The 23,137-nt window shown below is 69.9% G+C and carries 19 protein-coding genes; 2 read left to right on the top strand and 17 right to left on the bottom strand.

Translation table 11 applies throughout. The features are described from left to right. Nucleotides 1-81: 81 nt before the first annotated feature. From BLT78_RS04985 to BLT78_RS04960, 6 genes are all read right to left on the bottom strand, one after another. A complete protein-coding gene (locus BLT78_RS04985; protein WP_090347907.1) occupies nucleotides 82-2,511 on the bottom strand; it encodes an efflux RND transporter permease subunit in 2,430 nt (809 codons plus the stop codon). A 10-nt stretch (nucleotides 2,512-2,521) separates the two neighbouring features. Continuing rightward, nucleotides 2,522-3,496, bottom strand: coding sequence for a WD40/YVTN/BNR-like repeat-containing protein (locus tag BLT78_RS04980; RefSeq protein WP_090352147.1), 975 nt, complete (start codon nucleotides 3,494-3,496; stop codon nucleotides 2,522-2,524). 272 nt (nucleotides 3,497-3,768) lie between these two features. Next, a complete protein-coding gene (locus tag BLT78_RS04975) occupies nucleotides 3,769-4,983 on the bottom strand; it encodes an acetyl-CoA C-acyltransferase (RefSeq protein WP_090347906.1) in 1,215 nt (404 codons plus the stop codon). A gap of 13 nt (nucleotides 4,984-4,996) precedes the next feature. After that, on the bottom strand, nucleotides 4,997-5,455 hold the full coding sequence (locus tag BLT78_RS04970) for a MaoC family dehydratase (RefSeq protein WP_090347905.1): 459 nt from the start codon (nucleotides 5,453-5,455) through the stop codon (nucleotides 4,997-4,999). 10 nt (nucleotides 5,456-5,465) lie between these two features. Next, nucleotides 5,466-6,251, bottom strand: coding sequence for an SDR family oxidoreductase (locus BLT78_RS04965; protein ID WP_090347904.1), 786 nt, complete (start codon nucleotides 6,249-6,251; stop codon nucleotides 5,466-5,468). A 112-nt stretch (nucleotides 6,252-6,363) separates the two neighbouring features. Then, complete coding sequence (locus BLT78_RS04960; RefSeq protein WP_090347903.1) at nucleotides 6,364-8,694, bottom strand: multiheme c-type cytochrome; 2,331 nt, start codon at nucleotides 8,692-8,694, stop codon at nucleotides 6,364-6,366. 308 nt (nucleotides 8,695-9,002) lie between these two features. Between BLT78_RS04960 and BLT78_RS04955 the strand changes: the two genes are divergently transcribed. After that, nucleotides 9,003-10,211: an OprD family porin gene (locus BLT78_RS04955; protein WP_231975779.1), complete on the top strand. Its 1,209-nt coding sequence runs from the start codon at nucleotides 9,003-9,005 to the stop codon at nucleotides 10,209-10,211. A gap of 72 nt (nucleotides 10,212-10,283) precedes the next feature. Then, nucleotides 10,284-11,954 (top strand): arylsulfatase, encoded by a 1,671-nt coding sequence (locus BLT78_RS04950; protein ID WP_090352146.1) that lies wholly within the window; start codon nucleotides 10,284-10,286, stop codon nucleotides 11,952-11,954. 104 nt (nucleotides 11,955-12,058) lie between these two features. Here BLT78_RS04950 and BLT78_RS04945 read toward each other — a convergent pair whose 3' ends face one another. The 11 genes from BLT78_RS04945 to BLT78_RS04895 all read right to left on the bottom strand — a co-directional run bounded on the left by BLT78_RS04945 (nucleotide 12,059) and on the right by BLT78_RS04895 (nucleotide 23,133). Continuing rightward, nucleotides 12,059-13,054, bottom strand: coding sequence for an AraC family transcriptional regulator (locus tag BLT78_RS04945; protein ID WP_090347901.1), 996 nt, complete (start codon nucleotides 13,052-13,054; stop codon nucleotides 12,059-12,061). Between the two features lie 287 nt (nucleotides 13,055-13,341). Beyond that, nucleotides 13,342-14,220 (bottom strand): SDR family oxidoreductase, encoded by an 879-nt coding sequence (locus BLT78_RS04940; RefSeq protein ID WP_090347900.1) that lies wholly within the window; start codon nucleotides 14,218-14,220, stop codon nucleotides 13,342-13,344. 110 nt (nucleotides 14,221-14,330) lie between these two features. Beyond that, entirely contained in the window at nucleotides 14,331-15,482 is a 1,152-nt protein-coding gene (locus BLT78_RS04935) for an acetyl-CoA C-acetyltransferase (RefSeq protein WP_090347899.1), read from the bottom strand. Between the two features lie 3 nt (nucleotides 15,483-15,485). Beyond that, a complete protein-coding gene (locus tag BLT78_RS04930) occupies nucleotides 15,486-16,544 on the bottom strand; it encodes an acyl-CoA dehydrogenase family protein (protein ID WP_090347898.1) in 1,059 nt (352 codons plus the stop codon). Between the two features lie 10 nt (nucleotides 16,545-16,554). Further along, entirely contained in the window at nucleotides 16,555-17,712 is a 1,158-nt protein-coding gene (locus BLT78_RS04925; RefSeq protein WP_090347897.1) for an acyl-CoA dehydrogenase family protein, read from the bottom strand. Nucleotides 17,713-17,721: 9 nt separating this feature from the next. Continuing rightward, a complete protein-coding gene (locus BLT78_RS04920) occupies nucleotides 17,722-18,474 on the bottom strand; it encodes an enoyl-CoA hydratase family protein (protein ID WP_090347896.1) in 753 nt (250 codons plus the stop codon). 31 nt (nucleotides 18,475-18,505) lie between these two features. Further along, nucleotides 18,506-19,603: an NAD(P)H-dependent flavin oxidoreductase gene (locus tag BLT78_RS04915; RefSeq protein ID WP_090347895.1), complete on the bottom strand. Its 1,098-nt coding sequence runs from the start codon at nucleotides 19,601-19,603 to the stop codon at nucleotides 18,506-18,508. Then, nucleotides 19,600-20,523: an enoyl-CoA hydratase gene (locus BLT78_RS04910; protein WP_090347894.1), complete on the bottom strand. Its 924-nt coding sequence runs from the start codon at nucleotides 20,521-20,523 to the stop codon at nucleotides 19,600-19,602. The genes BLT78_RS04915 and BLT78_RS04910 overlap by 4 nt, the downstream gene beginning before the upstream one ends. Before the next feature lie 10 nt (nucleotides 20,524-20,533). Next, the gene (locus BLT78_RS04905; RefSeq protein ID WP_090347893.1) at nucleotides 20,534-21,340 is read right to left on the bottom strand and encodes a CoA-transferase subunit beta; all 807 of its coding nucleotides are present in this window, start codon (nucleotides 21,338-21,340) and stop codon (nucleotides 20,534-20,536) included. Between the two features lie 12 nt (nucleotides 21,341-21,352). Then, nucleotides 21,353-22,231 (bottom strand): CoA transferase subunit A, encoded by an 879-nt coding sequence (locus tag BLT78_RS04900; protein WP_090347892.1) that lies wholly within the window; start codon nucleotides 22,229-22,231, stop codon nucleotides 21,353-21,355. 11 nt (nucleotides 22,232-22,242) lie between these two features. Next, nucleotides 22,243-23,133 carry a VOC family protein gene (locus BLT78_RS04895; protein ID WP_090347891.1) on the bottom strand — a complete coding sequence of 297 codons (891 nt, stop codon included), beginning with the start codon at nucleotides 23,131-23,133 and terminating at the stop codon, nucleotides 22,243-22,245. Nucleotides 23,134-23,137: the final 4 nt, after the last annotated feature.

Genomic DNA, 23,137 nt, shown 5'->3' with positions numbered 1-23,137 from the left:
TGCCCGACCAATCCCGCAGGGGCGAATTCATTCGCCAGCATGGCCCTGCCAGGCGAATGAATTCGCCTCTACGGCTCCTCCCTAGACCCGGACGGTTGCCTCGGCTTCCGCCTCACGGCGAGCGGTGCTCGCCACCGCCTGACTGGGCATGGCTGCAGCCCGCACCCGCACCAGCGGCCGGCCCTCGTTGAACCAGGCGGCCAGCGCCGGCAGCAGGAAGATCGCGCCGAACACGTTGACCAGGAACATGAAGGCCAGCAGCACGCCCATGTCGGCCTGGAACTTCAGCGGCGCGAAGGCCCAGGTGCACACGCCGATGGACATGGTCAGTGCGGTGAACACCGCCGCCGTGCCGCGCTGGCGCATCGCCTCGTAGAAGGCGTGGCGCAGGTCGCGGCCCTCCTCCATCTCGTGCTGGATGCGCTCGTAGAGGTAGATACCATAATCGACGCCGACCCCGACCCCCAGCGCGACCACCGGCAGGGTGGCGACCTTGAGGCCGATGCCGAGCAGCGCCATCAGCGCGTTGCAGAGGATCGCCACGATGGCCAGCGGCACCAGGATGCACAGCACCGCACGCAGCGAGCGGAAGGTCAGCCAGCAGAACAGCGCCACCGAGCCGAACAGCGCGGCCAGCATCAGCACCTCGGCGCGGTCCACCGCCTCGTTGGAGGCGGCCATGATGCCGACGTTGCCGCCGGCCAGGCGGAAGTTGACCCCCGGGGTGACGTCGGCGGCGATGATGCGCTTGACCTCCTTGAGCACGTGGGCGACGGTCGCCCCCTCGTGGTCGGTGAGGAACACCAGGACCTGCATCTGCTGGCAGCCGTCGCTGACCATGCCCAGCTCCGAGGAGTAGGCGCGCGAACCCTGCTGCAGGCCGCGCTCGGAGTTGGGGATCGCCGACCAGCGCGGGTTGCCCTCGTTGTTGCCGGCGATCACCACCTTGCCGGTGCCGGTGACGCTGGACACCGACTGCACGCCGGCGACGTGGCGCACGGCGAAGTCGAAGCGGTCCACCGCACGCATCACCTGCGGGGTCAGGCAGGCCTCGGGCTGGTCCTTGACCTCGACGAACACGGTCAGCACGTCGAGACCGATGGCGTAGCTGCCGACGATCCGCGCGTTGTCGCGGTTGTAGCGCGAGTCGCTGCGCAGCTCCGGCGCGCCGTCGCCGATGTCGCCGGTCTGCAGGTCGCGGGCCTTGAGGGTGCCGACGGCGAGCAGCACCAGGCTGAGGCCGAACACCACCAGCGCAGGGCCGGGCTTGGCCAGGCCGGAGATCAGCCACCACAGGGTGTGCTTGCGCTGCGGGTCCGGCTGGTTGCGCGACTGCGCCGAACGCTCCAGGCGCAGGTGGGAGATGATGATCGGCAGCATCATCTTGTTGGTGACGATCATCAGCAGCACGCCGAGGCAGGCGGTCACCCCCAGTTCGTGGACGATGGGGATGTCGATCAGCATGATCACCGCGAAGCCCAGGGCGTTCATCAGCAGCGCCAGCGCACCGGGAATGAAGATCTTGCAGAAGGCCGCGTGGGCCGCCGCCTCCGAGCTGGCGCCGGCCAGCACGTCCTGCTTCCAGGCGTTGGTCATCTGCACCGCGTGGGACACGCCGATGGAGAAGATCAGGAACGGCACCAGGATCGACATCGGGTCGATGCCCAGGCCCAGCAGCGGCAGCAGGCCGAGCAGCCAGACCACCGGCAGCAGCGCCACCAGCAGCGCCACCACGGTCAGCTTGAACGAGCGCGAATAGCCCCACAGCAGCGCCGCGGTGATCAGGAAGGCCACCACGAAGAATCCCATCACCGCGCCGAGCCCCTCGACCACGTCGCCGACCAGCTTGGCGAAGCCGACCACGTTGATCTCGACCTGGTCGCTGTTGTACTTGCTGCGGATCTCCTCCAGGCGCTTGGCCACCTCGACATAGTCGACCTTGGCGCCGGTCTTCGGATCGAAGTCCTGCAGGTCGGCGCGCACCAGCGCCGACTTCTGATCGTTGGCCACCAGGCGGCCGATCTGCCCGGAGCGCGCGGTGTTGCTGCGCACCTGCTCGAGATCCTCAAGGGTGCCGGCGAAGCGCGGCGGCACCACCACGTCGCCGAAGAAGCCGTCCTCGGTCACCTCGACGTACTGCACGTTGGGGGTGAACAGCGAGGTCACGCTGGAGCGGCTGACCCCGGAGGTGAAGAACACGTCGTCGGTGACCTTGCGCAGGGTATCGAGGAACACCGGGTTGTAGATGTCGCCCTCGCCCTTCCAGCGCACGCTGACCAGGAAGCGGTTGGCGCCGGTGAACACCTTGCTGTATTCGAGGAAGTTCACCATGTACTCGTGGCGCAGCGGAATCAGCTTGTTGAAGCCGGGGTCCAGGCGGGTCTGCAGGGCGCTGTAGCCCAGGCCGATGGTGATGGCGACGAACAGCGCCAGCAGCGAACGGCGGCGGGCCATCAGCAGGTCGGCGCAGGCCGCGACCCAGCGATCCACCCGGGAGGTTTGCTCTTTCATCTCGTCACCCTCATTCCTTCACCGCGGCCAGGCCGCCACGCAGACTCTTGAACAGGCCGTGCTCGCCGCCGACCACCAGCACCTGGTCGTCCGGCGCCGATACCGCGGTCAGGGTGCCCAGGCCTTCGAGGCGCAGGCTGCCGACCAGCCGGCCGTCGCGGTCGAAGCGGATCACCGAGCCGCCGGCGCCGACCACCAGCACGCCGTCGCCGCCCGGCAGCCGGGTGTGGCCGTAGAGCGGCGCGCTGTGGCCGAGCGGCACCTGGCTCCAGCTCTGGCCGAAGTCGGCGCTGACGAACACGTGGCCGCGCATGCCGTAGGCCAGCCAGCGCTCGGCCGACAGGCGCACCACGCCGAACAGCGAGCCGTTGTAGAAGGCCGGCAGGCGCTCCCAGTTCTGCCCGCCGTCGAGCGAGCGCAGCGCGGTGCCCTGCTCGCCGACCAGCATCAGCCGGCCGTCGGCGCCGCCGTCCATGCCGTTGAGGTGATAGCCGTCGACCGGCAGCTCGCGGGCCTGCCAGTTGCGCCCGCCGTCGCTGGAGACGAAGTACTTGCCGTAGCTGCCGAAGGCGGCCACGGCCTGCTCGCCGGCGGCCCACACGCCGAGCAGCGGCTCGGCCAGCTCGTCGTCGATGCGGCTCTCCTGCCAGCTGCGCCCGCCGTCCTCGGAGCGCAGGATCCAGCCGTCGTGACCGACCGCCACCAGGCGCTCGGCCGACAGCCGCGCCACGCCGGTCAGCGCGCTGCCGCGGCGCGGCTCGACGCCGGCCTGCTGCCAGCTCTGGCCGAGGTCGTCGCTGGTGAGGACGATGCCCTGCTCGCCGACGGCGACCACCCGGCGGCCGTCGACGGTCATGTCGTTGATCAGCAGGCGGTCAGTGCGCAGCTCGGTGGCCGGCAGCGGCGGCGGAGTGCGGTGCGAGAAGGCGTACACGGCGGTCGCCGCGACCGCCGCGGAGACGGCGTAGGCGATCAGCTGACGCATGGCGACCTCCGGGCGGGCTTCGATGGGCAAACGAGTGCTTTCATGCTGTCTATCCCTTGTTCTTGTTGTGACAGGCCGCCGTGCGGAGGCCGTTCGACGCAGGCTCTTGCATGAGCCGATGGTCCGCAGGGGGGGCCTGCGCTGGCATCGTCCATAAGGAGTACGCCGGCGCAGAGAGGGGGAATGGGGATGTACAGGGCTGGCGGATGAACCCGCTGTAGGGGCGAATTCATTCGCCCCTACGCCAGCCCCGAAGGGGGGATGGGCGGGACTCAGGCGATCTCGAACAGCCCGGCGGCGCCCATACCGCCGCCGATGCACATGGCCACCACCACGTAGCGCACGCCGCGGCGACGGCCTTCCAGCAGGGCATGGCCGACCATGCGCGCACCGGACATGCCGAACGGATGACCGATGGCGATGGCGCCGCCGTTGACGTTGAGGCGGTCATTGGGGATGCCCAGCACGTCGCGGCAGTGGATCACCTGGCAGGCGAAGGCCTCGTTGATCTCCCACAGACCGATGTCGGCCACGGTCAGGCCGAAGCGGTTGAGCAGCTTGGGCACTGCGAACACCGGGCCGATGCCCATCTCCTCCGGCGCGCAGCCGGCCACGGCGATGCCGCGGTACACGCCGAGCGGCGCCAGGCCACGGCGCGTCGCCTCGGCGCGGCTCATCAGCAGGGTCGCGGCGGCGCCGTCGGAGAACTGCGAGGCGTTGCCGGCGGTGATGAACTCGCCCTGCTGCACCCACTTGCCGTCCTTCCACACCGGCTTGAGCGCGGCGAGATCCTCCAGCCTGGTCGACGGGCGGTTGCACTCGTCGCGGTCGGCGAGTACTTCCTCATGGCCGGTCGGGTTGCCCTCCTTGTCGAAGCACAGCTTGCGCGCGGCCAGCGGCACGATCTCCTCATTGAACAGCCCGGCGGCCTGCGCCGCGGCGGTGCGCTGCTGGCTCTGCAGGGAGTACTCGTCCTGGGCGGCGCGCGAGATGCCGTAGCGGCGCGAGACGATCTCGGCGGTCTCCAGCATCGGGATGTAGGCCGCCGGCACCACTTCCTGCACCGCCAGCGACTGCGCGCGGTAGCTGTTCTTGTGTTTGGTCTGGGTCAGCGACAGCGACTCGACGCCGCCGGCCACCGCCACGCTCAGCTCGCCGGTGATGATGCCCTTGGCGGCGACGCCGATGGTCATCAGCCCGGAGGCGCACATGCGGTCCAGGGCCATGCCCGGCACGCTGTCCGGCAGGCCGCCGGTGTAGGCGCACAGGCGGCCGATGTTGTAGGCCTGGGTGCCCTGCTGCACCGCCGCCCCCATGATCACGTCCTCGACCGCGCCCGGCTCGATGCCGGCGCGCTCGACCACCGCGCGCACCACGTGGCCGCCGAGCACCGGCGCCTCGGTGTCGTTGAAGGAACCGCGGAAGGACTTGGTCAGCGCGGTGCGCGCGGTGGACACGATCACCGCATCGTTCGGATTGGCTTGCATGGGAATCTCTCGCTCAGTTGAAGGTGTAGCGGCTGATGGTGTCGACCACGCAGCCCGGGCGCTCGCCGCCCTCGATCTCGACGCTGACGCGCACGGTGGCCTGCACCGCCGCGCCGACCTGCTCGACGCGCACCACCTCGCCGCGCCCGCGGATGCGCGCGCCGACCCTGACCGGCGCCGGGAAGCGCACGCGGTCGCAGCCGTAGTTGACGCCCATGCGCAGGTTGTCGACCTCGATCAGCTGCGGCAGGAACAGGTTGACCAGCGACAGGGTCAGGTAGCCGTGGGCGATGCAGCCGCCGAACGGGCCGCTGGCGGCGCGCTCGGGGTCGACGTGGATCCACTGGTGGTCGCCGGTGGCCTCGGCGAACAGGTTGACCCGCGCCTGATCGATCTCGAGCCAGTCGGTGGCGCCGAGGTCCTGGCCCTCGGCGGCGAGCAGCTGTTCGGCGCTGGAAAAGACGGTGGTCATGGCGCGCTCCTCAGGCCTGCTGGGAACTGACCGACAGCACTTCGCCGGTCATGTAGGAGGCGTAGTCGCTGGCCAGGAAGACCATCACGTTGGCCACTTCCCAGACCTCGGCGGCGCGGCCGAAGGCCTCGCGGCTGGCCAGCTGGGCGAGCAGCTCCTCGCTGGAGGCCTTCTTGAGAAAGTCGTGCAGGGCGATGGACGGCGACACCGCGTTGATGCGCACGCCGAACTCGGCGGCTTCCAGCGCGCTGCAGCGGGTCAGCGCCATCACCCCGGCCTTGGCCGCGGCGTAGTGGGCCTGCTCCTTCTGCGCGCGCCAGCCGAGCACCGAGGCGTTGTTGACGATCACCCCGCGACCGCGCTGCTGCATGTGCGGCAGCATGGCGCGGGTCATGCGGAAGGTGCCGGTCAGGGTGATGTCGAGCACCCGACTCCACTCCTCGTCGCTCATCTCGGTGACGCGCTTCTGCCCGCCGAGCCCGGCGTTGTTGATCAGCACGTCGACGCCGCCCAGGCAATCCTCGGCGGCAGCGATCAGCGCCTGCACCTCGCTCTCCACGGCGACGTTGCACAGCTGCCCGTACACTTCGGCCAGCCCGGTCTCCGCCTTGAGGCGCTCGACCGCATCTTCCAGGCGGCGCGGATGGATGTCGGAGATCATCAGCGCCCGGCAGCCCTCCTCCGCGCAGCGCTTGGCGGCGGCGAAGCCGATGCCGGCGCCGGCGGCGGCGGTGATCAGGACGGACTTGCCGGCCAGCAGCTGGTGGCCGGGCACGTAGGGAGGAGCTTGTCGCATGGCAGAAACCTCGTTGGTGAAGGGTCTGCCACAGGTATACGGGGCGCTCTAGGGCCTCACATCGTCAAAACGGACGGGGCTGGGCCCTCCTGGGCGCAACCATGCCCCTTCATCACTCCGCCGTCGCCCGGCTTCTCGCCTGGCGCAACAGGGCCGTGGCCCTGGGCGAGCCGGGGCTGACCGCCAGCAGCCGCTCGGCATAGGCGACGGCGGCGGCCGGCTTGCCCTGTTCCAGGCTGTAGACGCCGGCCAGCCAGAGCAGGTCCGCCTCGTGCGGGCGTGCCTGCAGGACCTTCTCCACCACCGCCAGCGCCTGCACGGGAGCGCCGGGATGCAGCGCCAGGGCCAGCGCGAAGGCGAAGCGGGGATCGTCCGGCGCCAGCTGCTGCGCCTGCCGCAGGTGCTCGAGCGCCTCGTCCCGGCGCTGCTGGCGCACCAGGCTGAGGCCCAGCGAGTAGTGCAGCAGCGCGGCCTGCGGGCGCAGCGCCAGCCCCTCGCGCAGCAGCGCCTCGGCCTGCGCCTCGCGCCCGGCGCCGCGGTGCAGTTCGGCGAACTCCAGGTAGGCCGGCTGATACAGCGGATCGAGGCGCAGGGCCGCCTGCAGCTGCTCCGCGGCCTCCGCCTCGCGCCCCTGGCGACGGCGCAGGCGGGCCAGTTCGCTGCGCCCCTCGGCGCGGTCGGCGTTCAGCTGCAGCTGGGCTTCGTACTCGCCCAGCGCGCGCTCGAAATCTGCCTGGCGGGCCTGCGGCAGCGGCACGTCGGCGAGCAGCCGGGCCGCTTCGCTGCGCACGCTTTGCAATGGATCGCTGAGCAGCGGCGCCAGCCACTCGCCGCGCGGCCCCGGCGGCAGCCCTTCGAGCGAGCCGAGCGCGGCCCGGCGCACCAGCGGGCTGGGATCGCCGAGCGCCTGGCGCAGGGCCTGCCAGTCCTCCGCCCGGCCGGGCTGGCGCAGGCGCGCGGTGGAGCTGGCGCGTACCAGCGCCGGTTGCGCCGGATTGGTCAGCAGCCCTGCCAGCCCCGTCGAGGCGCCGGGGGCGTTGTGCTCGGCCGCCGCCCAGACCTCGGCGAAGCGCTGGAAGCCTTCGGCCGGATTGGGGTGGTGCTCGCGGATCGCCTGCGCCGCCCATTCGGCCGACTCCCCGCTGTGGCAGGCGTTGCAGGCGTTGGGCGTGCCCAGACGGGCGCTCAGCTCGGGACGCGGAATGCGCAGGCTGTGGTCGCGGCGCGGATCGACGACCATGTAGGTGGTCTGCGGCATGTGGCAGCTCACGCACTGCGCTCCCGGCGAGCCCGCCGGGTGGAAGTGGTGTTTGGGACTGTCGAAGTGGCTTGGCAGGTGGCACTGGGCGCAGAGCGCATTGCCCTGCGCGCGCAGTTTCTGCCCGTGCGGCTCGTGGCAATCGCTGCAGGTCACGCCCGCCGCGTGCATCCGGCTCTGCGCGAAGGAGCCGGAGACGAACACCTCCTCGCGCTGCTGGCCGTCGACGTGATAGAGGCCGAGTTCGAGCAGCGCCGGGCTGTAGTGGTCGAGCAGCCGCTTGCCGGGCTGGTAGCCCTCGGCGATCTGGCTGCGCCGCGAGTGGCATTGCGCGCAGACCTCCTGCTCCTTGCTCTCCCCCTGCGAGAGCGGGTCGCGCCGGGCGGTGAGCTGCTCGACGGCACCGCGCCAGCCGCTGCCGCGGCGCTCGTCGAGCAGCAGGGTCAGGCCCTGGTGCGGGATCTCCCCTGCCCCGCGCGCCCAGTCCAGATGCCGCGAGCCGGGACCATGGCACGCCTCGCAGCCGACGTTCAGCTCGGCCCAGCGCGTGGCGAAGCGGTCGCGCTGCGCATCGTAGCCCTTGCGCAGGGCGGTCGAGTGGCAGTCGGCGCACATGTGGTTCCAGTTCTGCGCCGGCCGGGTCCAGTGCAGCTCGTCGCGGTGGTCGACCGCTTCGTCGGGGTAGAGGTGGAACCAGCGCTGCCCGCCGGCACTGGCCGGGCGGCTGTCCCAGGCGATGGACAGCGCCTGCAGGCGGCCGTCGGGAAATTCCACCAGGTACTGCTGCAGCGGCTCGACGCCGAAGGTGTAGCGGATCTCGTAGTCGCTCAGCCGGCCGTCCGGGCCGTCGGTACGTACGAAGAAACGCCCGTCGCGGCGAAAGAAGCGCGACTCGATCCCCGCATAGCTGAAGGTGGCGTCGGCGAAGTCGCCGAGCACCGTGTCGCCCGTCGCGTGCTGCATGGCACGGGCGTGCTGCGAGCCCTGCCAGGCCTGGAACTGCTCGCCATGGCAGTCCGCGCAGGCCTGGCTGCCGACATGCACCGGCGCCCCCGCGCCGGAGTCGGCGGCCAGCAGCGGCCGCGGCCAGCCGAGCAGCCCGACCAGCAGCCACACGGCAAGCGCGAGCAGGAGCCGGCCCGACAGCGGACGGCAGGCGATGGACAGGCGTGGCGCGTTCGGCATGGCGATCATCCGGGCTGACATGGAGGGTGTGAGGCCCATGCTGCCGGCGCGGCCGCGCGTCGAACAGGCCCGGCGAACGATAGCTGCGCTGTCACGCCAGCGCTTGCGCGCAGCGGATAACGGTCGGCGAAGCGCCTTGGAAATACTGGCCCCGGGACAACAACAACAAGACCCCTGCGGAGATTTCCATGGCCACAACCGTCATGCGTTCCATCGCCATTCCACGCCCCGGCGTCGCCCGACAGCGCCGGACGCCCGGCCCGCTCAGCCGGGCGGCGGCCTGCGTCAGGGCGGCCAGCCTGCTCGGCATGCTCTGCCCGCTGGCGGCCCACGCCGACTTCGTCGAGGACAGCCAGCTCAACCTCGGCCTGCGCAACTTCTATCTGGATCGCGACTTCCGCGGCGACGCCGCGCCGATCTCCCGGGTGGGCAGCTGGAGCCAGGGCTTCGACCTGCGCTTCCAGTCCGGCTACACCGAGGGTCCGCTGCAGTTCGGCCTGGATGCCTCGGCGCAATACGCCTACCGCCTCGACGGCGGCGGCGGACGCGGGCCGGATACCGTGCTGCCCTACGACGCCAGCAAGGGCGAGCAGGTGCAGGACTACGGCCGCTCGGCGCTGACCGCCAAGGTGCGCTACTCGAAGACCGAGCTGACCGTCGGCGAACATCGCCCGCGCCTGCCGGTCGCCCACTTCGACGATTCCCGCCAGCTGGTCAGCACCTTCCACGGTTTCCAGATCGCCTCGCAGGAAATCGACGGGCTAAGCCTCACCGCCGGCCGCTTCAACGAGATCAGCACCCGCCAGTCCTCCGATCACGAGAAGCTGTACCTGTTCACCCGCCCCAACGGTCCGCGCCACCCGAGCGACGGGCTGAACTTCGCCGGCGGCACCTACGCCTTCACCCCGAGCCTGTCGGCCACCTACTTTTATGGCCAGCTGGAAGACATCTACCAGCAGCACTACCTGGGCCTGTCGCGCACCCTGGCCTTCGGCGATGGCTACTCTCTGAAGACCGACCTGCGCTACTACGACAACCGCGAGGATGGCGACGCACTGTACGGCGACATCGACAATCGCGCCTACGGCCTGCTCGCCGCCCTGAAGAAGGGCGGCAACACCTTCACCCTCGCCTACCAGCGCATGCTCGGCGACAGCGCCTTCCCCACCCTGAACGGCTTCACCCCGCAGCCCTGGCTGGTGAACTGGTCGGCGGTGGCCTTCATCCGGGCGAACGAGGGCTCCTGGCAGGCGCGCTACGACTACGACTTCGCCGCGCTCGGCGTGCCGGGGCTGCAGCTGATGACCCGCTACATCCGCGGCAGCGGCATCGATCGTGGCGGCAACCTCAGCGATTCGAGCGAGACCGAGCGCGACCTGTTGCTGAGCTACGTGGTGCAGAGCGGCCCGCTCAAGGGCGTCGGCCTCGCCTGGATGAACATCGACGCCAAGTTCGAGCACGGCAGCGACTACGACGAGAACCGGCTGATCGCCACCTACACCTGGAAACTCTGGTAGGTCGACTGCCACACCCCCTCGAGTGCGATCCGGCCAGCCATGGCCACCAACAACAAGAAGAAGGACTCCACCATGAACCTGAGGCACCTGAGCCTGGCGCTCTGCATCACCGGCCTTGTCAGTCTGAGCAGTCAGGCCGCCGAGAAGCCGAACTTCCTGATCATCGTCGCCGACGACCTGGGCTACAGCGACCTGGGCAGCTTCGGCGGCGAGATCGCGACGCCCAACCTCGACGCCCTGGCCAGCGAGGGCGTGCGCCTGACCAACTTCCAGGCCGCGCCGACCTGCTCGCCGACCCGCTCGATGCTGCTCAGCGGCACCGACAGCCACCAGGCGGGCTTGGGCAACATGGGCGAACTGACTCAGGACTTCCAGAAGGGCCAGCCGGGCTACGAGGGCTACCTGAACCAGCGCGTCGCCAACCTCGCCGAGGTGATGCAGGATGCCGGCTACAACACCTACACCACCGGCAAGTGGCACCTGGGTCGCACCGAGGAACTCAGCCCCAAGGCGCGCGGCTTCGACCGCTCGTTCATCCTGGTGCAGGGCGGCGCCAGCCACTTCGACGACCAGAAGGCGATCATCAGCGTCGATCCCAAGGCCATCTACCGCGAAGACGGCAAGCAGGTCGAGGTGCCCAAGGGCTTCTTCTCCAGCGAGTTCTACACCGACCGCCTGATCGACTACATCGAGAAGGACAAGGCCGCAGGCAAGCCGTTCATGGCCGTGCTCTCCTACACAGCGCCGCACTGGCCGCTGCACGCCCCGGACCAGTGGATCGACAAGTACCAGGGTCGCTACGCCGAGGGCTACGAGGCCCTGCGCCAGCAGCGCCTGAAGCGCATGCAGGATCTGGGCATAGTGCCCAAGGGGGTCAGCGCCAACACACCGATGGCGGGTGGCCTGCCGACCTGGGAACAGCTCAGCGAGGAGGAGCGCCAGCGCGAGGCGCGCAGCATGGAGGTGTACGCCGCGATGGTCGACAACATGGACCATCACATCGGCCGCCTGCTCGACTACCTGCGCCAGAGTGGCAAGCTGGACAACACCTTCGTGCTGTTCATGTCCGACAACGGCGCCGACGGCAACAGCCCCATCGACCTGCCGGGCAACCGCGAATGGATGGCCAAGGACTTCGACAACAGCCTGCAGAACATGGGCCGCAAGGGCTCCTACATCGACTACGGCGCGCAGTGGGCGCAGGTCGGTGCCACGCCCTTCCCGTTCTTCAAGGGCTTCACCAGCCAGGGCGGCACCACGGTGCCGGTGATCGTCAGCCACCCCAGCCTGAAGGCGCAGGCCGGCCAGCTGAACGGCCAGTTCTTCCACGTGATGGACGTCATGCCGACCATCCTCGAGCTGGCCGGAGTCAAGCACCCCGGCACGCAGTTCCGCGGCCGCGAGGTCCAGCCCATGCAGGGCGTGTCCATGCTGCCGGGCCTGCACGGCCAGGCGATGCCCGAGCGCGCCGTGGGCTGGGAACTGTTCGGCCGCCGCGCCCTGCGCAAGGGTGACTGGAAGATGACCTGGATGACCGCGCCCTACGGCACCGGGCAGTGGCAGCTGTACAACCTGGCCAAGGACCCGGTCGAGGCCCATGACCTGGCCAGACAGGAGCCGGCCAAGCTGGCCGAACTGACCCAGGAGTGGGAAGCCTACGTGCAGCGCAACAACGTGCTGCTCGGCCCGGTGAAGATCAAGTACGGCTTCGAGACCTGCCTCTACGACCACTGCTTCAAGTAACCCCCCGGCAACACCCATGACACCCCCGCGAGTATCTCCTCGCGGGGGTGTCGCATTTTCGGGGGACAAGCACGGAGAGCGCGGCGGGACCGGCCCCACCGGATTCAGGACCTGCGGGCCAGGGTCTGCGAAGGCAGCTCGCCGAAGGCCTGTTTGTAGGCCGTGGTGAAATGGCTGGGCTGGGCGAAACCCCAGCGGAAGGCCAGCTCGGACAGCTGCAGCTCGCCCGGCTGGTGGCGCAGCAGCAGCTCGCGGATCGCCTCCAGCCGGCAGCGCTGGATGTAGCGCTGCGGACTGGTGCCCAAGCTGCGCTGGAATGCCTGCTCCAGGCTGCGCCGGCTGGCACCGCTGACGGCCACCAGCTGGCTGATGCACAGCGGCTGATCGAGATGGGCATGGATGAAGTCCACCACCCGCTTCACCGTGCCGGGCAACAGGCTGCGCTGCGGCAGGGCACTGAGGGAAGGGATCATGTTCAGCAGGTTCTCGCAGAACAAGTGCTGCAGATGCTGCTGGCCGATCGGCGAGGCCAGCAGCCCCGAGGGACTGCCGGCCTCGCGGTCCACCAGGCCGAGCAAATTGCCGAGACTGACCAACGCCGGATGCTGACGGCCGATCAGCTGCGCCTGGGCCGGCACCCGCGCCACTTCGCTGCAGTGCTGGCGCCTGACGTGATCAACCAGGCAAGCCGCATCCAGCGCGATCACCACCGCCTGGGTGCCCTCGTGCCAGACCACGTCCACCTTGTGCCCGGGGGTGAACACCAGCAGCTCGCCGGCCGCCGCGCTCTGCCCGTCCGGACGACTGGTCACTCCGCCCTGCAAGGGCAGGATGCCATGCCAGCTGGCCAGCGGCAGCGAACGGACGCCGATCTCCAGCCCCCAGTCGGCGCCGAACAGTTTCAGCTGCGGCATGACCTGCATGTTGAAATGGATATCGGCCTGCCCGCGCCGACCGGGCTGCAGGCTGCGCTCCTCGACCTGGCTGCTGAGCAGCGCGGCCACCTCGTCGAGATCGCGGGAAACCAACCAGGGTTGCCCGGCGAACGGCAACCTGCCGCTCTTCGAGCGCGTCGCAAGGGAATGGGCGTGACTGTCCATCACGGTAGCCTCTCATGGGCCCCGACTGCCGCTGGGGGGTCATCGGGGCTACTGTTGTTATTTTCGGGCTGGCGATCAAACGCGGGACAGTCTACTGCCATTGGCTGGTGAAAATCACAGGTGCATGAGCGGTACGGAAAAAGATCTTCGCCCCGCACGGAGGTGCCGCGCCGCCGGGGCAACGGTGCGTCGAAAACGACAGCGGCCAGCCACGCTTGCCGTGGCTGGCCGCATCGGCAGATTCACCACCCTGCCCTGCTCACTGGCCGGACATGGCGCTGCTTCACTCAAGTCCCCCACACCTTCTGCGCCTTGGGCGCTTCGGTGAGGATGGCGTCGACCACCGGGCCGATCTCCTCGGGCAGCCAGCGCGCGCCCTTGTCGCGGGTCACGCCGGTGCGCCAGCCGTCGCCCAGGGAAATGCGTCCGCCCTGGCTCTCGAACACCTGGCCGGTGACGTGGCGCGACTGCGCGCTGCCCAGCCAGACCACCAGCGGCGCGACGTTCTCCGCGGCCCAGAGGTCGAAGCTGCCGTCCTCGGGCTTCTTCACCACCTCGGCCATGGCGCTCTCGGTCATCGCGGTGCGTGCCGCCGGGGCCAGGGCGTTGGCGGTGATGCCGTAGCGGGCCAGTTCGGCGGCCTGCACCAGGGTCAGTGCGGCGACGCCGCCCTTGGCCGCCGAGTAGTTGGACTGCCCCACCGAACCCTGCAGGCCGGCGCCGGAGCTGGTGTTTATGATCCGTGCGTCGACCGGCTGGCCGGCCTTGGCCTGGTCGCGCCAGCGCCGGGCGAGGATGTTGGCCAGGCAGAAGTGGCCCTTGAGGTGCACCTGCATGACCAGGTCCCAGTCCTCTTCGCTGAGGCTGAGGAACATGCGGTCGCGCAGGATGCCGGCGTTGTTGACCAGCACGTGCACCTCGCCGAAGGCCGCCAGGGCGGCGTCGACGATGCGCTGGGCGGTGGCCAGGGTGGTGATGTCGTCGGCGTTGGCGATGGCCTGCCCACCGGCGGCGCGGATCTCGCCGGCGACGTCCTCGGCGGCGGCTTGACGGATGTCGTTGACCACCACGTTGGCGCCCTCGGCGGCGAAGGCCAGCGCGTAGGCGCGGCCCAGCCCGCCGCCGGCGCCGGTGATGATCACGGTTCTTCCTGCACAGATAGCCATGGTTGGTTGTCCTTGTTCTGGTGGAGTCAGTCTGTAGGGGCGAATTCATTCGCCCAACCGGGCCGCAAAGGCGAATGAATTCGCCCCTACAGGCCCGTGCTCAGCCGCTGCTACAGCCTTTCGATGATGGTCACGTTGGCCTGGCCGCCGCCTTCGCACATGGTCTGCAGGCCGTAGCGGCCGCCGCTGCGCTCCAGCTCGTGCAGCAGGGTGGTCATCAGCCGCGCGCCGGTGGCACCGAGCGGGTGGCCGAGGGCGATGGCGCCGCCGTTGGCGTTGGTACGCGCCGGGTCGTAGTCCAGCTCCTTGGCCCAGGCCATCACCACCGAGGCGAACGCCTCGTTGATCTCCACGCGGTCGATGTCGGCCATGGTCATGCCGGCCTTGTTCAGCGCATGGCGGGTCGCCTCGATCGGCGCGGTGAGGTGCCAGATCGGGTCGTCGCCGCGCACGCTGATATGGTGGATGCGCGCCCGCGGAGTCAGGCCGTAGCGCTTGAGCGCCGCCTCGGAAACCACCAGCAGCGCCGCCGAGGCGTCGCAGGTCTGGCTGGATACCGCGGCGGTGATCGACGGGTATTCCGGCCCCACCGGCTCCAGGCTGGCCATCTTCTCCAGGGTGGTCTCGCGCGGCGTCTCGTCGTACCAGACGCCTTCCATCGGCACGATCTCGCGGGTGAAGCGGCCGCTGGCGATGGCGCTCAGCGCGCGCTGGTGGCTCTCCAGGGCGAAGGCCTCCATCTGCGCGCGGCTGATGCCCCAGTGGTCGGCGATGCGCTGGGCGGCGTAGAACTGGTTGACCGGCGCATCACCGAAGCGCGCCTGCCAGCCCTTGCTGCCGGAGAACGGATCGGGGAAGCCGAGCGGCTGGCCGGCGAGCATGGCCGAGGAGATCGGGATCTGCGTCATGGTCTGCACGCCGCCGACCGCCACCACGTCCTGGGTGCCGCTCATCACCGCCTGGGCGGCGAAGTGCAGCGCCTGCTGCGAGGAGCCGCACTGGCGGTCGACGGTGGTGCCCGGCACGTTGAGCGGCAGGCCGGCGGCCAGCCAGCTGGTGCGGGCGATGTCGCCGGCCTGCGAGCCGATGGTGTCGACGCAGCCGAAGATCACGTCGTCGTACTCGTGGGCCGGGATCGGGTTGCGCTCGACCAGCGCCTTCAGCGCATGGGCGCCGAGGTCGATGGCGTGCACGTGGGACAGACCGCCCTTGCGCTTGCCGGTCGGGCTGCGCAGGGCGTCGACGATATAGGCTTCAGCCATGCTTCACTCCTCGAAGGTCTGCGCCGGCGCCAGCGGGGCGTCGGCGGCCAGCACGCAGGCGGCCACGCGGGACTTGTGGAAGGCGCGGTCGCCCCAGGAGGCGTCCAGCGCCCAGGCGCGCTTCATGAACATCTGCAGGTCGACTTCCCAGGTGTACCCCATGGCGCCGTGCACCTGGATGCCGTGGCGGGCCGACAGCCAGGCCGCCTCGGCGCAGGCCAGGCGGGCGTGGGAGACATGCACCGCGGCATCGGAGGCGCCACTGGCCAAGGCGTGGGCGGCGCGATACAGCACCGGCTTGGCGAACTCGACCCTGGTCGCCACGTCCGCCAGGTGGTGCTTGACCGCCTGGAAGCTGCCGATCGGCTTGCCGAACTGCTTGCGCTGGGCGACGTAGTCGACCGACAGGTCGAGCATGCGCTGGGCGAGGCCCAGGGCCTGCCCGGCCACCGCCAGGGCGCCGCGGTCGAGGGTCTGCGCCCACAGCGCGCGGCCGGCTTCGCCCGTGGCCACGCGGGTCGCCGAACTCGGCTCCCAGACCACCTGGCTGAGGCGGCGCGAGGCGTCGATGCTCGGCGTGGCGATCACGTCGACCAGTTGGCGCGGCAGCAGGTGCACCTCGTCGCCGTGGGCGAGCAGCAGCTGGTTGGCCAGGTGGGCGTCGGCCACCAGCGGGTTGATCGGGTGGCCGACGGCGACGCGGATGCTGCCGTCGGCGATCTGCGCCAGGGTGTCGTCGCGCCCGGCGACATCGGCACCCAGGGCCGTCAGCAGCCCGGCGGCCACGTAGGCGGTGTCGGCCAGCGAGTCGGGAATCGCGTAGTAGCCCAGCTCCTGGGTCATCAGCGCCCAGGCCACGTCGTCCATGCCCAGGCCGCCGCAGGCTTCCGGCACCGAGAGGGCGGTGAGGCCCTGTTCGGCGATCTTGTTGCGCAGCTCCGGGGAGCGGCCGGCGTCGGTTTCCCAGACGTCGCGCAGCATCTCGGGGGCCGCCTCGGTCATCAGGAAGCGGCTGATCGCCTCGCGGAAGGCGAGCTGGTCGTCGTTGAAGGTGAAGTCCATGGCCCGCTCCTTACTTCGGCAGGCCGAGCATGCGCTCGGCGATGATGTTGCGCTGGATCTCGTTGGTGCCGGCGTAGATCGGCCCGGCCTGGGCGAACAGGAAGCCCTCCAGCCAGCCGTTGGCCTCGCCCTCGCTGCCTTCCAGCAGCTCGCCGCGTGCGCCGAGGATGCGCATGGCGGTCTCGTGCATGCGCAGGTCCAGCTCGGACCAGAAGATCTTGTTGGTGCTCGACTCGGCGCCGATGCGCGCGCCGCGCGCCAGGCGGCCGACCGTGTGGTAGGCGGACAGCGCGTAGGCCTGGGCGTCCATCCACGCCTGGACCACCGCCTCGCCGATGCTCGGGTCGCGGTCGGCGCTGGCGCGGTTGGCCTGGTACAGCTCGACCAGCTTGCGCGCGGTGGCCTGGAAGCGCGCCGGCGAGCGCAGCAGCAGGCCGCGCTCGAAGCCGGCGGTGGCCATCGCCACGTGCCAGCCCTGCCCTTCGGCGCCGATGCGGTTGTCCACCGGCACGCGCACGTCGTCGAAGAACACTTCGGCGAAGGCGTCCTTGCCGTTGAGCGCCTTGATCGGGCGGATGGTCACCCCCGGCGCATCGAGCGGCACCAGCAGGAAGGACAGGCCGTGGTGGCGGCTGGAGGCCGGGTCGCTGCGGAACAGGCCGAACAGCCAGTCGGCGAAGATCGCGCGGGTCGACCAGGTCTTCTGGCCGTTGAGCACGTAGTGGTCGCCGTCGCGGATCGCCTTGCTGGTGATCGCCGCCATGTCCGAGCCGGCGTTCGGCTCCGACCAGCCCTGCGCCCACATGTCGGCGCTGGCGGCCATGCGCGGCAGGAAGCGCTTCTTCTGCTCCTCGGTGCCGAACTCCATCAGGGTCGGGCCGAGCAGCAGCTGGCCGTTCTGGTTGACGCGCATCGGCGCGCCGGCACCGTAGTACTCCTCCTCGAAGATCAGCCATTCGGTGAGGTCGCAGCCGCGCCCGCCGAGTTCGGCCGGCCACATCACCATGGACAGGCGGGCGTCGAACAGGCGGCGCTCCCATTCGCGGTGTTGTTCGAAGCCTTCGCGGGTGTCGTAGCTGGCCAGTGGCTCGCGCGGCAGGTTGTCCGCCAGCCAGGCCCGCACCTCGGCGCGGAAGGCCTTCTGTTTGGGGGTATAGGCAAGATCCATGGTGCGTCCTCAGAACTTGGCGTCGCGCTTCTCGACGAAGGCCCGGCGGGTCTCCGCGGAGTCCGGGCTGGTGTAGGCCTGCAGGGTGAAGCCCTGCTCCCAGCGGTACTTGTCTTCGAGGTTGCCGTCCTCGATGCCGTTGAGGGCTTCCTTGGCGATGCGGATCATCGCCGGGCTCTTGGCGGCGATCTTGGCGGCGATTTCCAGGGCGGCCTCGCGCAGCTCTTCCTTCGGCACCACGCGCTCGATAAAGCCGTAGCGCTCCGCGTCCCGAGCGCCGATCTTCTCGCCGGTGAAGAACAGGTAGCGGACCTTCTGCACCGGGAACAGGCGCTGCAGGTGGGCGCCGCCGCCCATGGCGCCGCGGTCGACTTCCGGCAGGGCGAAGGTGGCGCACTCGGCGGCGACCACGATGTCGGCCGCGCCGGTGATGCCGATGCCGCCGCCGAGCACGAAGCCGTGCACCGCGACGATCACCGGCACCGGGCTGCGGTGCACGGCGCGGAAGGTCTCGTAGTTGCCCTTGTTGACGGCGACGATGCGCTCGGGATGGGCGTCGAGTTCCTTGATGTCGACCCCGGCGCAGAAGCCGCGGCCCTCGGCGCGGATGACGATCACGCGCACTTCCGGGTTGGCGCCCAGCTCGTCGATCGAGCGCGCCAGGCCCAGCCATTCCTGGCTGTCCAGCGCGTTGACCGGCGGCTTGGCGATCGTCAGTTCGGCAATGCCCGCCTCGATACGGGTCGTGAATGCCTGGCTCATTGTTGTTGGCTCCTGGTAGGCATGGCGGGGTTCAGGAGATGGCCGGCGCGGCCTTCGCCGCGGCCTGGCGGGCGCAGAGCGCGGCCAGGCAGCGCTCGGCCTCGGCGACCATCTCGTCGATCAGTTGCTGGCAGCTCTGCAGCTCGCCGATGGCGGCGGCCACCTGGCCGCTGGGCAGGATGCCCTCGTCGGGGAAACCGTCGACCATCGAGCGCTGCAGCAGCACCGGCTGGTTGGCGGCCATCACCGTCTGCGACACCGCGCCCGGGTCTTCCTTGAGCGCCTGGCGCAGCACGCCGAGCATGTGCGTGAGGCTCATGCCGGTCTGCTGCTTCCACTGCCAGGCGCTGGACAGGGCGATGCGCAGGCGGCCGAAGGGGCCGGCGCCTTCCAGGCGGTTGATGAACGGGTTGTCGATCATCCGGTGGCGCATGCCGTCCACCGCCAGGGTGACGCGGATGCGCTGCGGGTCGTTGACCTTGAGGTAGCGCTCCAGGGTGGCGCGCGGGGTCGGCGAGTCGCTGGTCATCAGGAAACGCGTGCCCATGGCGATGCCGGCGGCGCCGGCGGCCAGCGCCGAGGCCAGGCCGCGGCCGGTGGAGTAGCCGCCGGCGGCGATCACCGGCACCTTCACCGCATCGAGCACCTGCGGCAGCAGGATGGTGGTCGGCACGCCGCCGGTGTGGCCGCCGCCCTCGCCGCCCTGGATGGTGATCAGATCGGCGCCCAGCTCCACGGCCTTCTGCGCGTGCTTGAGCGCGCCGACGGTGGGGATGCACAGCACGCCGGCGGCCTTGAAGCGGGCGATGGTCTGCTTGTCCGGACCGCGGCCGTAGCTCACCGCCCGCAGGCGGTACTGGATCGCCAGATCCACGCACTGCGCGGCGTTTTCCTGGAACATGTGGAAGTTGAGGCCGAAGTTGCTGCCGCCGGTGGCCTTGATCACCTTCTGGATCTCGCCTTCCAGCGCGGCGGCCGGGATGGTCGCCCCGGCGAGGAAGCCGAAGCCGCCCGCGCGGGTGGTGGCGATCACCAGGTTGGCGTCGGCCACCCAGCCCATCGCGGTCTGCACGATCGGGTAGCGGCAGCCGAGCGCCTCGGTCAGCGGGGTCTGCAGCAGGGCACTCATGCGCTTTCCCCTTCGCTGGCCGCGGCCTGCTTGTTGGCCTTGGCCATGGCCTTGGCGTCGTAGCCGCCCAGCTTGTCGCCGGACAGCAGCTCGTTGTGTACGTGGGCGAAGTGGTGCCAGGCGAACACCGCGTCCATCGCGGTGCGCTTGCCGGAGAGGTCCTCGACGTGGTTGATCGCCTGCTTGGTCAGCGCCAGGCCCATGCGCGGCTGGGCGGCGATCTTCGCCGCCAGCGCGTAGGTGGTGGCCTGCAGCTCGTCGCGCGGCACCACGCGGTTGACCATGCCCACCTCGTAGGCACGGCTGGCCGGCATGCGGTCGCCGCACATGAGGAATTCCTTGGCGATGCGCGGGTTCATCTCGTAGGGGTGGGCGAAGTACTCCACCCCCGGAATGCCCATGCGCACCACCGGGTCCTGGAAGAAGGCGTCGTCGCTGGCCACGATCAGGTCGCAGACCCAGGCCAGCATCAGGCCGCCGGCGATGCAGGCGCCGTGGACCATGGCGATGGTCGGCTTGGGCAGCTCGCGCCAGCGCCGGCACATGCCCAGATAGACCTCCTGCTCGCGGGCGTACAGGTACTCGCCGCCGGGCTTGTTGGTGTGGTCCCACCACAGGTGGGCACGCTCGAACGGCTTGTTGATGTCGCGTCCCGGCGTGCCGATGTCGTGGCCGGCGGAGAAGTGCTTGCCGGCGCCGCACAGCACGATGACCTTGACCGCGTCGTCGTCCACGGCGCGGCGCAGGGCCGCATCGAGGGCGTAGGTCATCTGCGAGTTCTGCGCGTTGTTGAACCCCGGACGGTTCATGGTCAGGGTGGCGATGCCGTCGGCCACCGTATACAGCACCGGCTCGTCGGTCTCATAGACCGAGGCGTCGGCGCGGGTGACGAATTCGCTGTCGCTGCTCGGGACGCTCATGGTCGACTCCTCAGGCCTGGGTGGCGGCACGGATGCCGGGCGGATTGCCCTTGAGGGCGGAGGCACGCATATCGTGCGGGTCGAGGCGGCGGATGATCGCCAGCTGCTCGGCGGTCGGATGCGCGGTCTCACCCATGCCGTCGGCCTTGAGCAGCGGGAAGCCGGTGTTGTCCTGCACTTCCTCGAAGCTCACCCCCGGGTGCAGCGAACGCACGCGCACCGCGCGCTCCGGCCCCTCGAAGTCCATCACGCAGAGGTCGCTGACCACGCGGCGGATGTCCATCAGGTCGCGGCGCGAACCCTCCAGCCAGCGCTCGGGCTTGAAGCCGACGCCGGAGACCATGTCCACCTCGCCGGCAACGAACACCCGCTTGTTGTGGCTGGGCACGAAGAACGAGTTGATGTGGTTGATGCTGTTGCCCGGCAGGCCGCGCACGCCGAGCATGGCGATCTTCGGCTGGCGGTAGTCGCCGACCACCGACAGGTTGGTCTGGCCCCAGCGGTCGACCTGGGTCGGGCCGATCATCGCGTGGCGGCGGCCGCCCCACACGCACTCGAACACCCGCTCGAAGCTCATGCAGCCGGAGTACCTGGGCACGTAGTCGCCGCGCGGGCCGAGCGGGATCGGCTCCTCGACCAGGAACGCCTCGCTGTCGGTCATCAGCAGTTCCGGGCTGTGGGTGAGCTTGGCCAGGCTGGCGCCCAGGCGCGGGATCACGCCCAGGCCCGAGGCCAGCACTTCGCCGTTGCCGCGCCAGGCTTCCGAGGCGGCGACGATCAGCAGTTCGGCCAGGGTGAAATCACGGGTATCGGTCATCGCTGGTTCTCCTCAGAACACCGGCAGGGGCAGCTTGCCCAGGCGCTCGGCGCCGCCGTTCTTTTCCTGGTAGGCCGTCTCGCTCACGTTCACGAACTCGTCGACGTAGGCCTGCCAGCCGCCCTCTTCCGCCGCGCTGGCGACGTAGCGCTTGAAATGGCTCATGTCCCAGCCGTAGTCGGACGGGCAGGAGGTCGGGTGGGCGCCCAAGGGCGCGTGCACCACGCCGGTCACCAGGTAGCGCTCGAAGGTGTTGTTGCGCGCCTCCTGAGCGGTCAACGCGAAGCGCTCGTGCAGGCGCTCGCAGGACACGAAGCACTGCTTGGCGGCGCGGGCGAACAGGTGGTCGAAGTACGGGTCCGGACCGGTCACCAGGGTGTTGCCCAGGCGGTCGGCGTCGTTGACGTGCAGGAAGGCCACGTCGAGATTGAGCGCCGGCATGGCCAGCAGCACCTCGCCGTCGGCGTAGGGCGAGGCGATGGTCTTCAGCTCGGGGTTGTGGGTCAGCACGTCGGTGGCCAGGCCGCAGCGGGTCGGCAGGAACGGCAGGCGCATGCCGGCGGCGCGCAGGCCCCACTCGAACATGCCCTCGTCCAGCTCCATCAGCTCGGTGAGCTGGCCGCTCTCGCGGCACTTGCGGAACCACGGCTCCAGCGGGATGGCGTCGAGGGTGGCGAAGCCGAACACCAGCTTCTTCACCTTGCCGGCGGCGCACAGCATGCCGACCTCGGGGCCGCCGTAGGCGACCACGGTGAGGCCCTTGACGTCCGAGCGGAGGATCTCGCGGACGATGGCCATCGGCTTGCGCCGCGGGCCCCAGCCACCGAAGCCGACGGTCATGCCGTCGCGCAGTTGGGCGACCGCATCGGCCGCCGTCAGTTGCTTGTTCATATATGTGCTCCTTATTGCCGGCCGGCGGAGAAGTCGTGGCCCCAGATGCTCACGCGGGTGAACTCGAAGGCGCTGTGTTCGGCCCAGTCGAGCTGCAGGCCGCCGTAGCCGTATTCCAGGTCGAAGCCCGAGGGGGTCTTCATGTAGAAACTGGTCATGCGGTCGTTGAGGTGCTGACCGAGGGTCGCCGACAGCGGCACGCCGTGCGCCTGCATGCGGTCGTGGGCGCGGCCCACCTCGGTCATCGAGTCGACCTCGACCATCACGTGCACGCAGCCGCTCGGCACCGGGTACTCGGCCAGCGCCAGGCTGTGGTGGCGGGCGTTGGCGCAGTGCAGGAAGTGGATGCGGGTCGCCGGGCCGTTGGGGTCCGGGCGGAAGTTGAAGATGTCGGAAACCTCGAAGCCGAGCACCTCGGTGGCGAAGGCCAGGGTGGCGTCGAAGTTCGGCGCCGGCAGCACGGTGTGGCCGAGGCCCATGTCGCCGGTGACGAAGCGCGGCACGCCCTGCGGCGAGACGAACGGCAGGCAGTCGGAGCGATGGCCCCAGCTCAGTTCGTGCCGGTTGCCCGCCGGGTCGACGACGATGGCCAGCGCCTGCACGCCGCGCTGGTCGATCTCCTCGGCGCTGCCGGCCTGCCACTCGACGCCCTTGGCCTCGAGGTGCGCGAGGGCGTTGCGGAAGGCCTTCTCCCCGGCCAGCTCCCAGCCCGAGGCCAGGTAGCGCGGCGCATCGCCCTCGACCACCAGCATGCGGAAGGGACGCTCGTCCATCTTCACGTACAGGCCGCCGCCCGGCGCGGGGCTGGTCGGCATGCCCAGCACGTCCTCGGCGTAGCACTGCCAGTCGCCGAGATTGCCGACCTGGGCAACGAAGTAACTCAGTCCACGGATGTCGATCATGCCC

The organism is Pseudomonas oryzae (genome assembly GCF_900104805.1).
Taxonomy (GTDB): domain Bacteria; phylum Pseudomonadota; class Gammaproteobacteria; order Pseudomonadales; family Pseudomonadaceae; genus Geopseudomonas; species Geopseudomonas oryzae.
The sequence above is the reverse complement of the archived record's forward strand: the minus strand, read 5'-3'. Positions and strand labels throughout refer to the sequence as shown.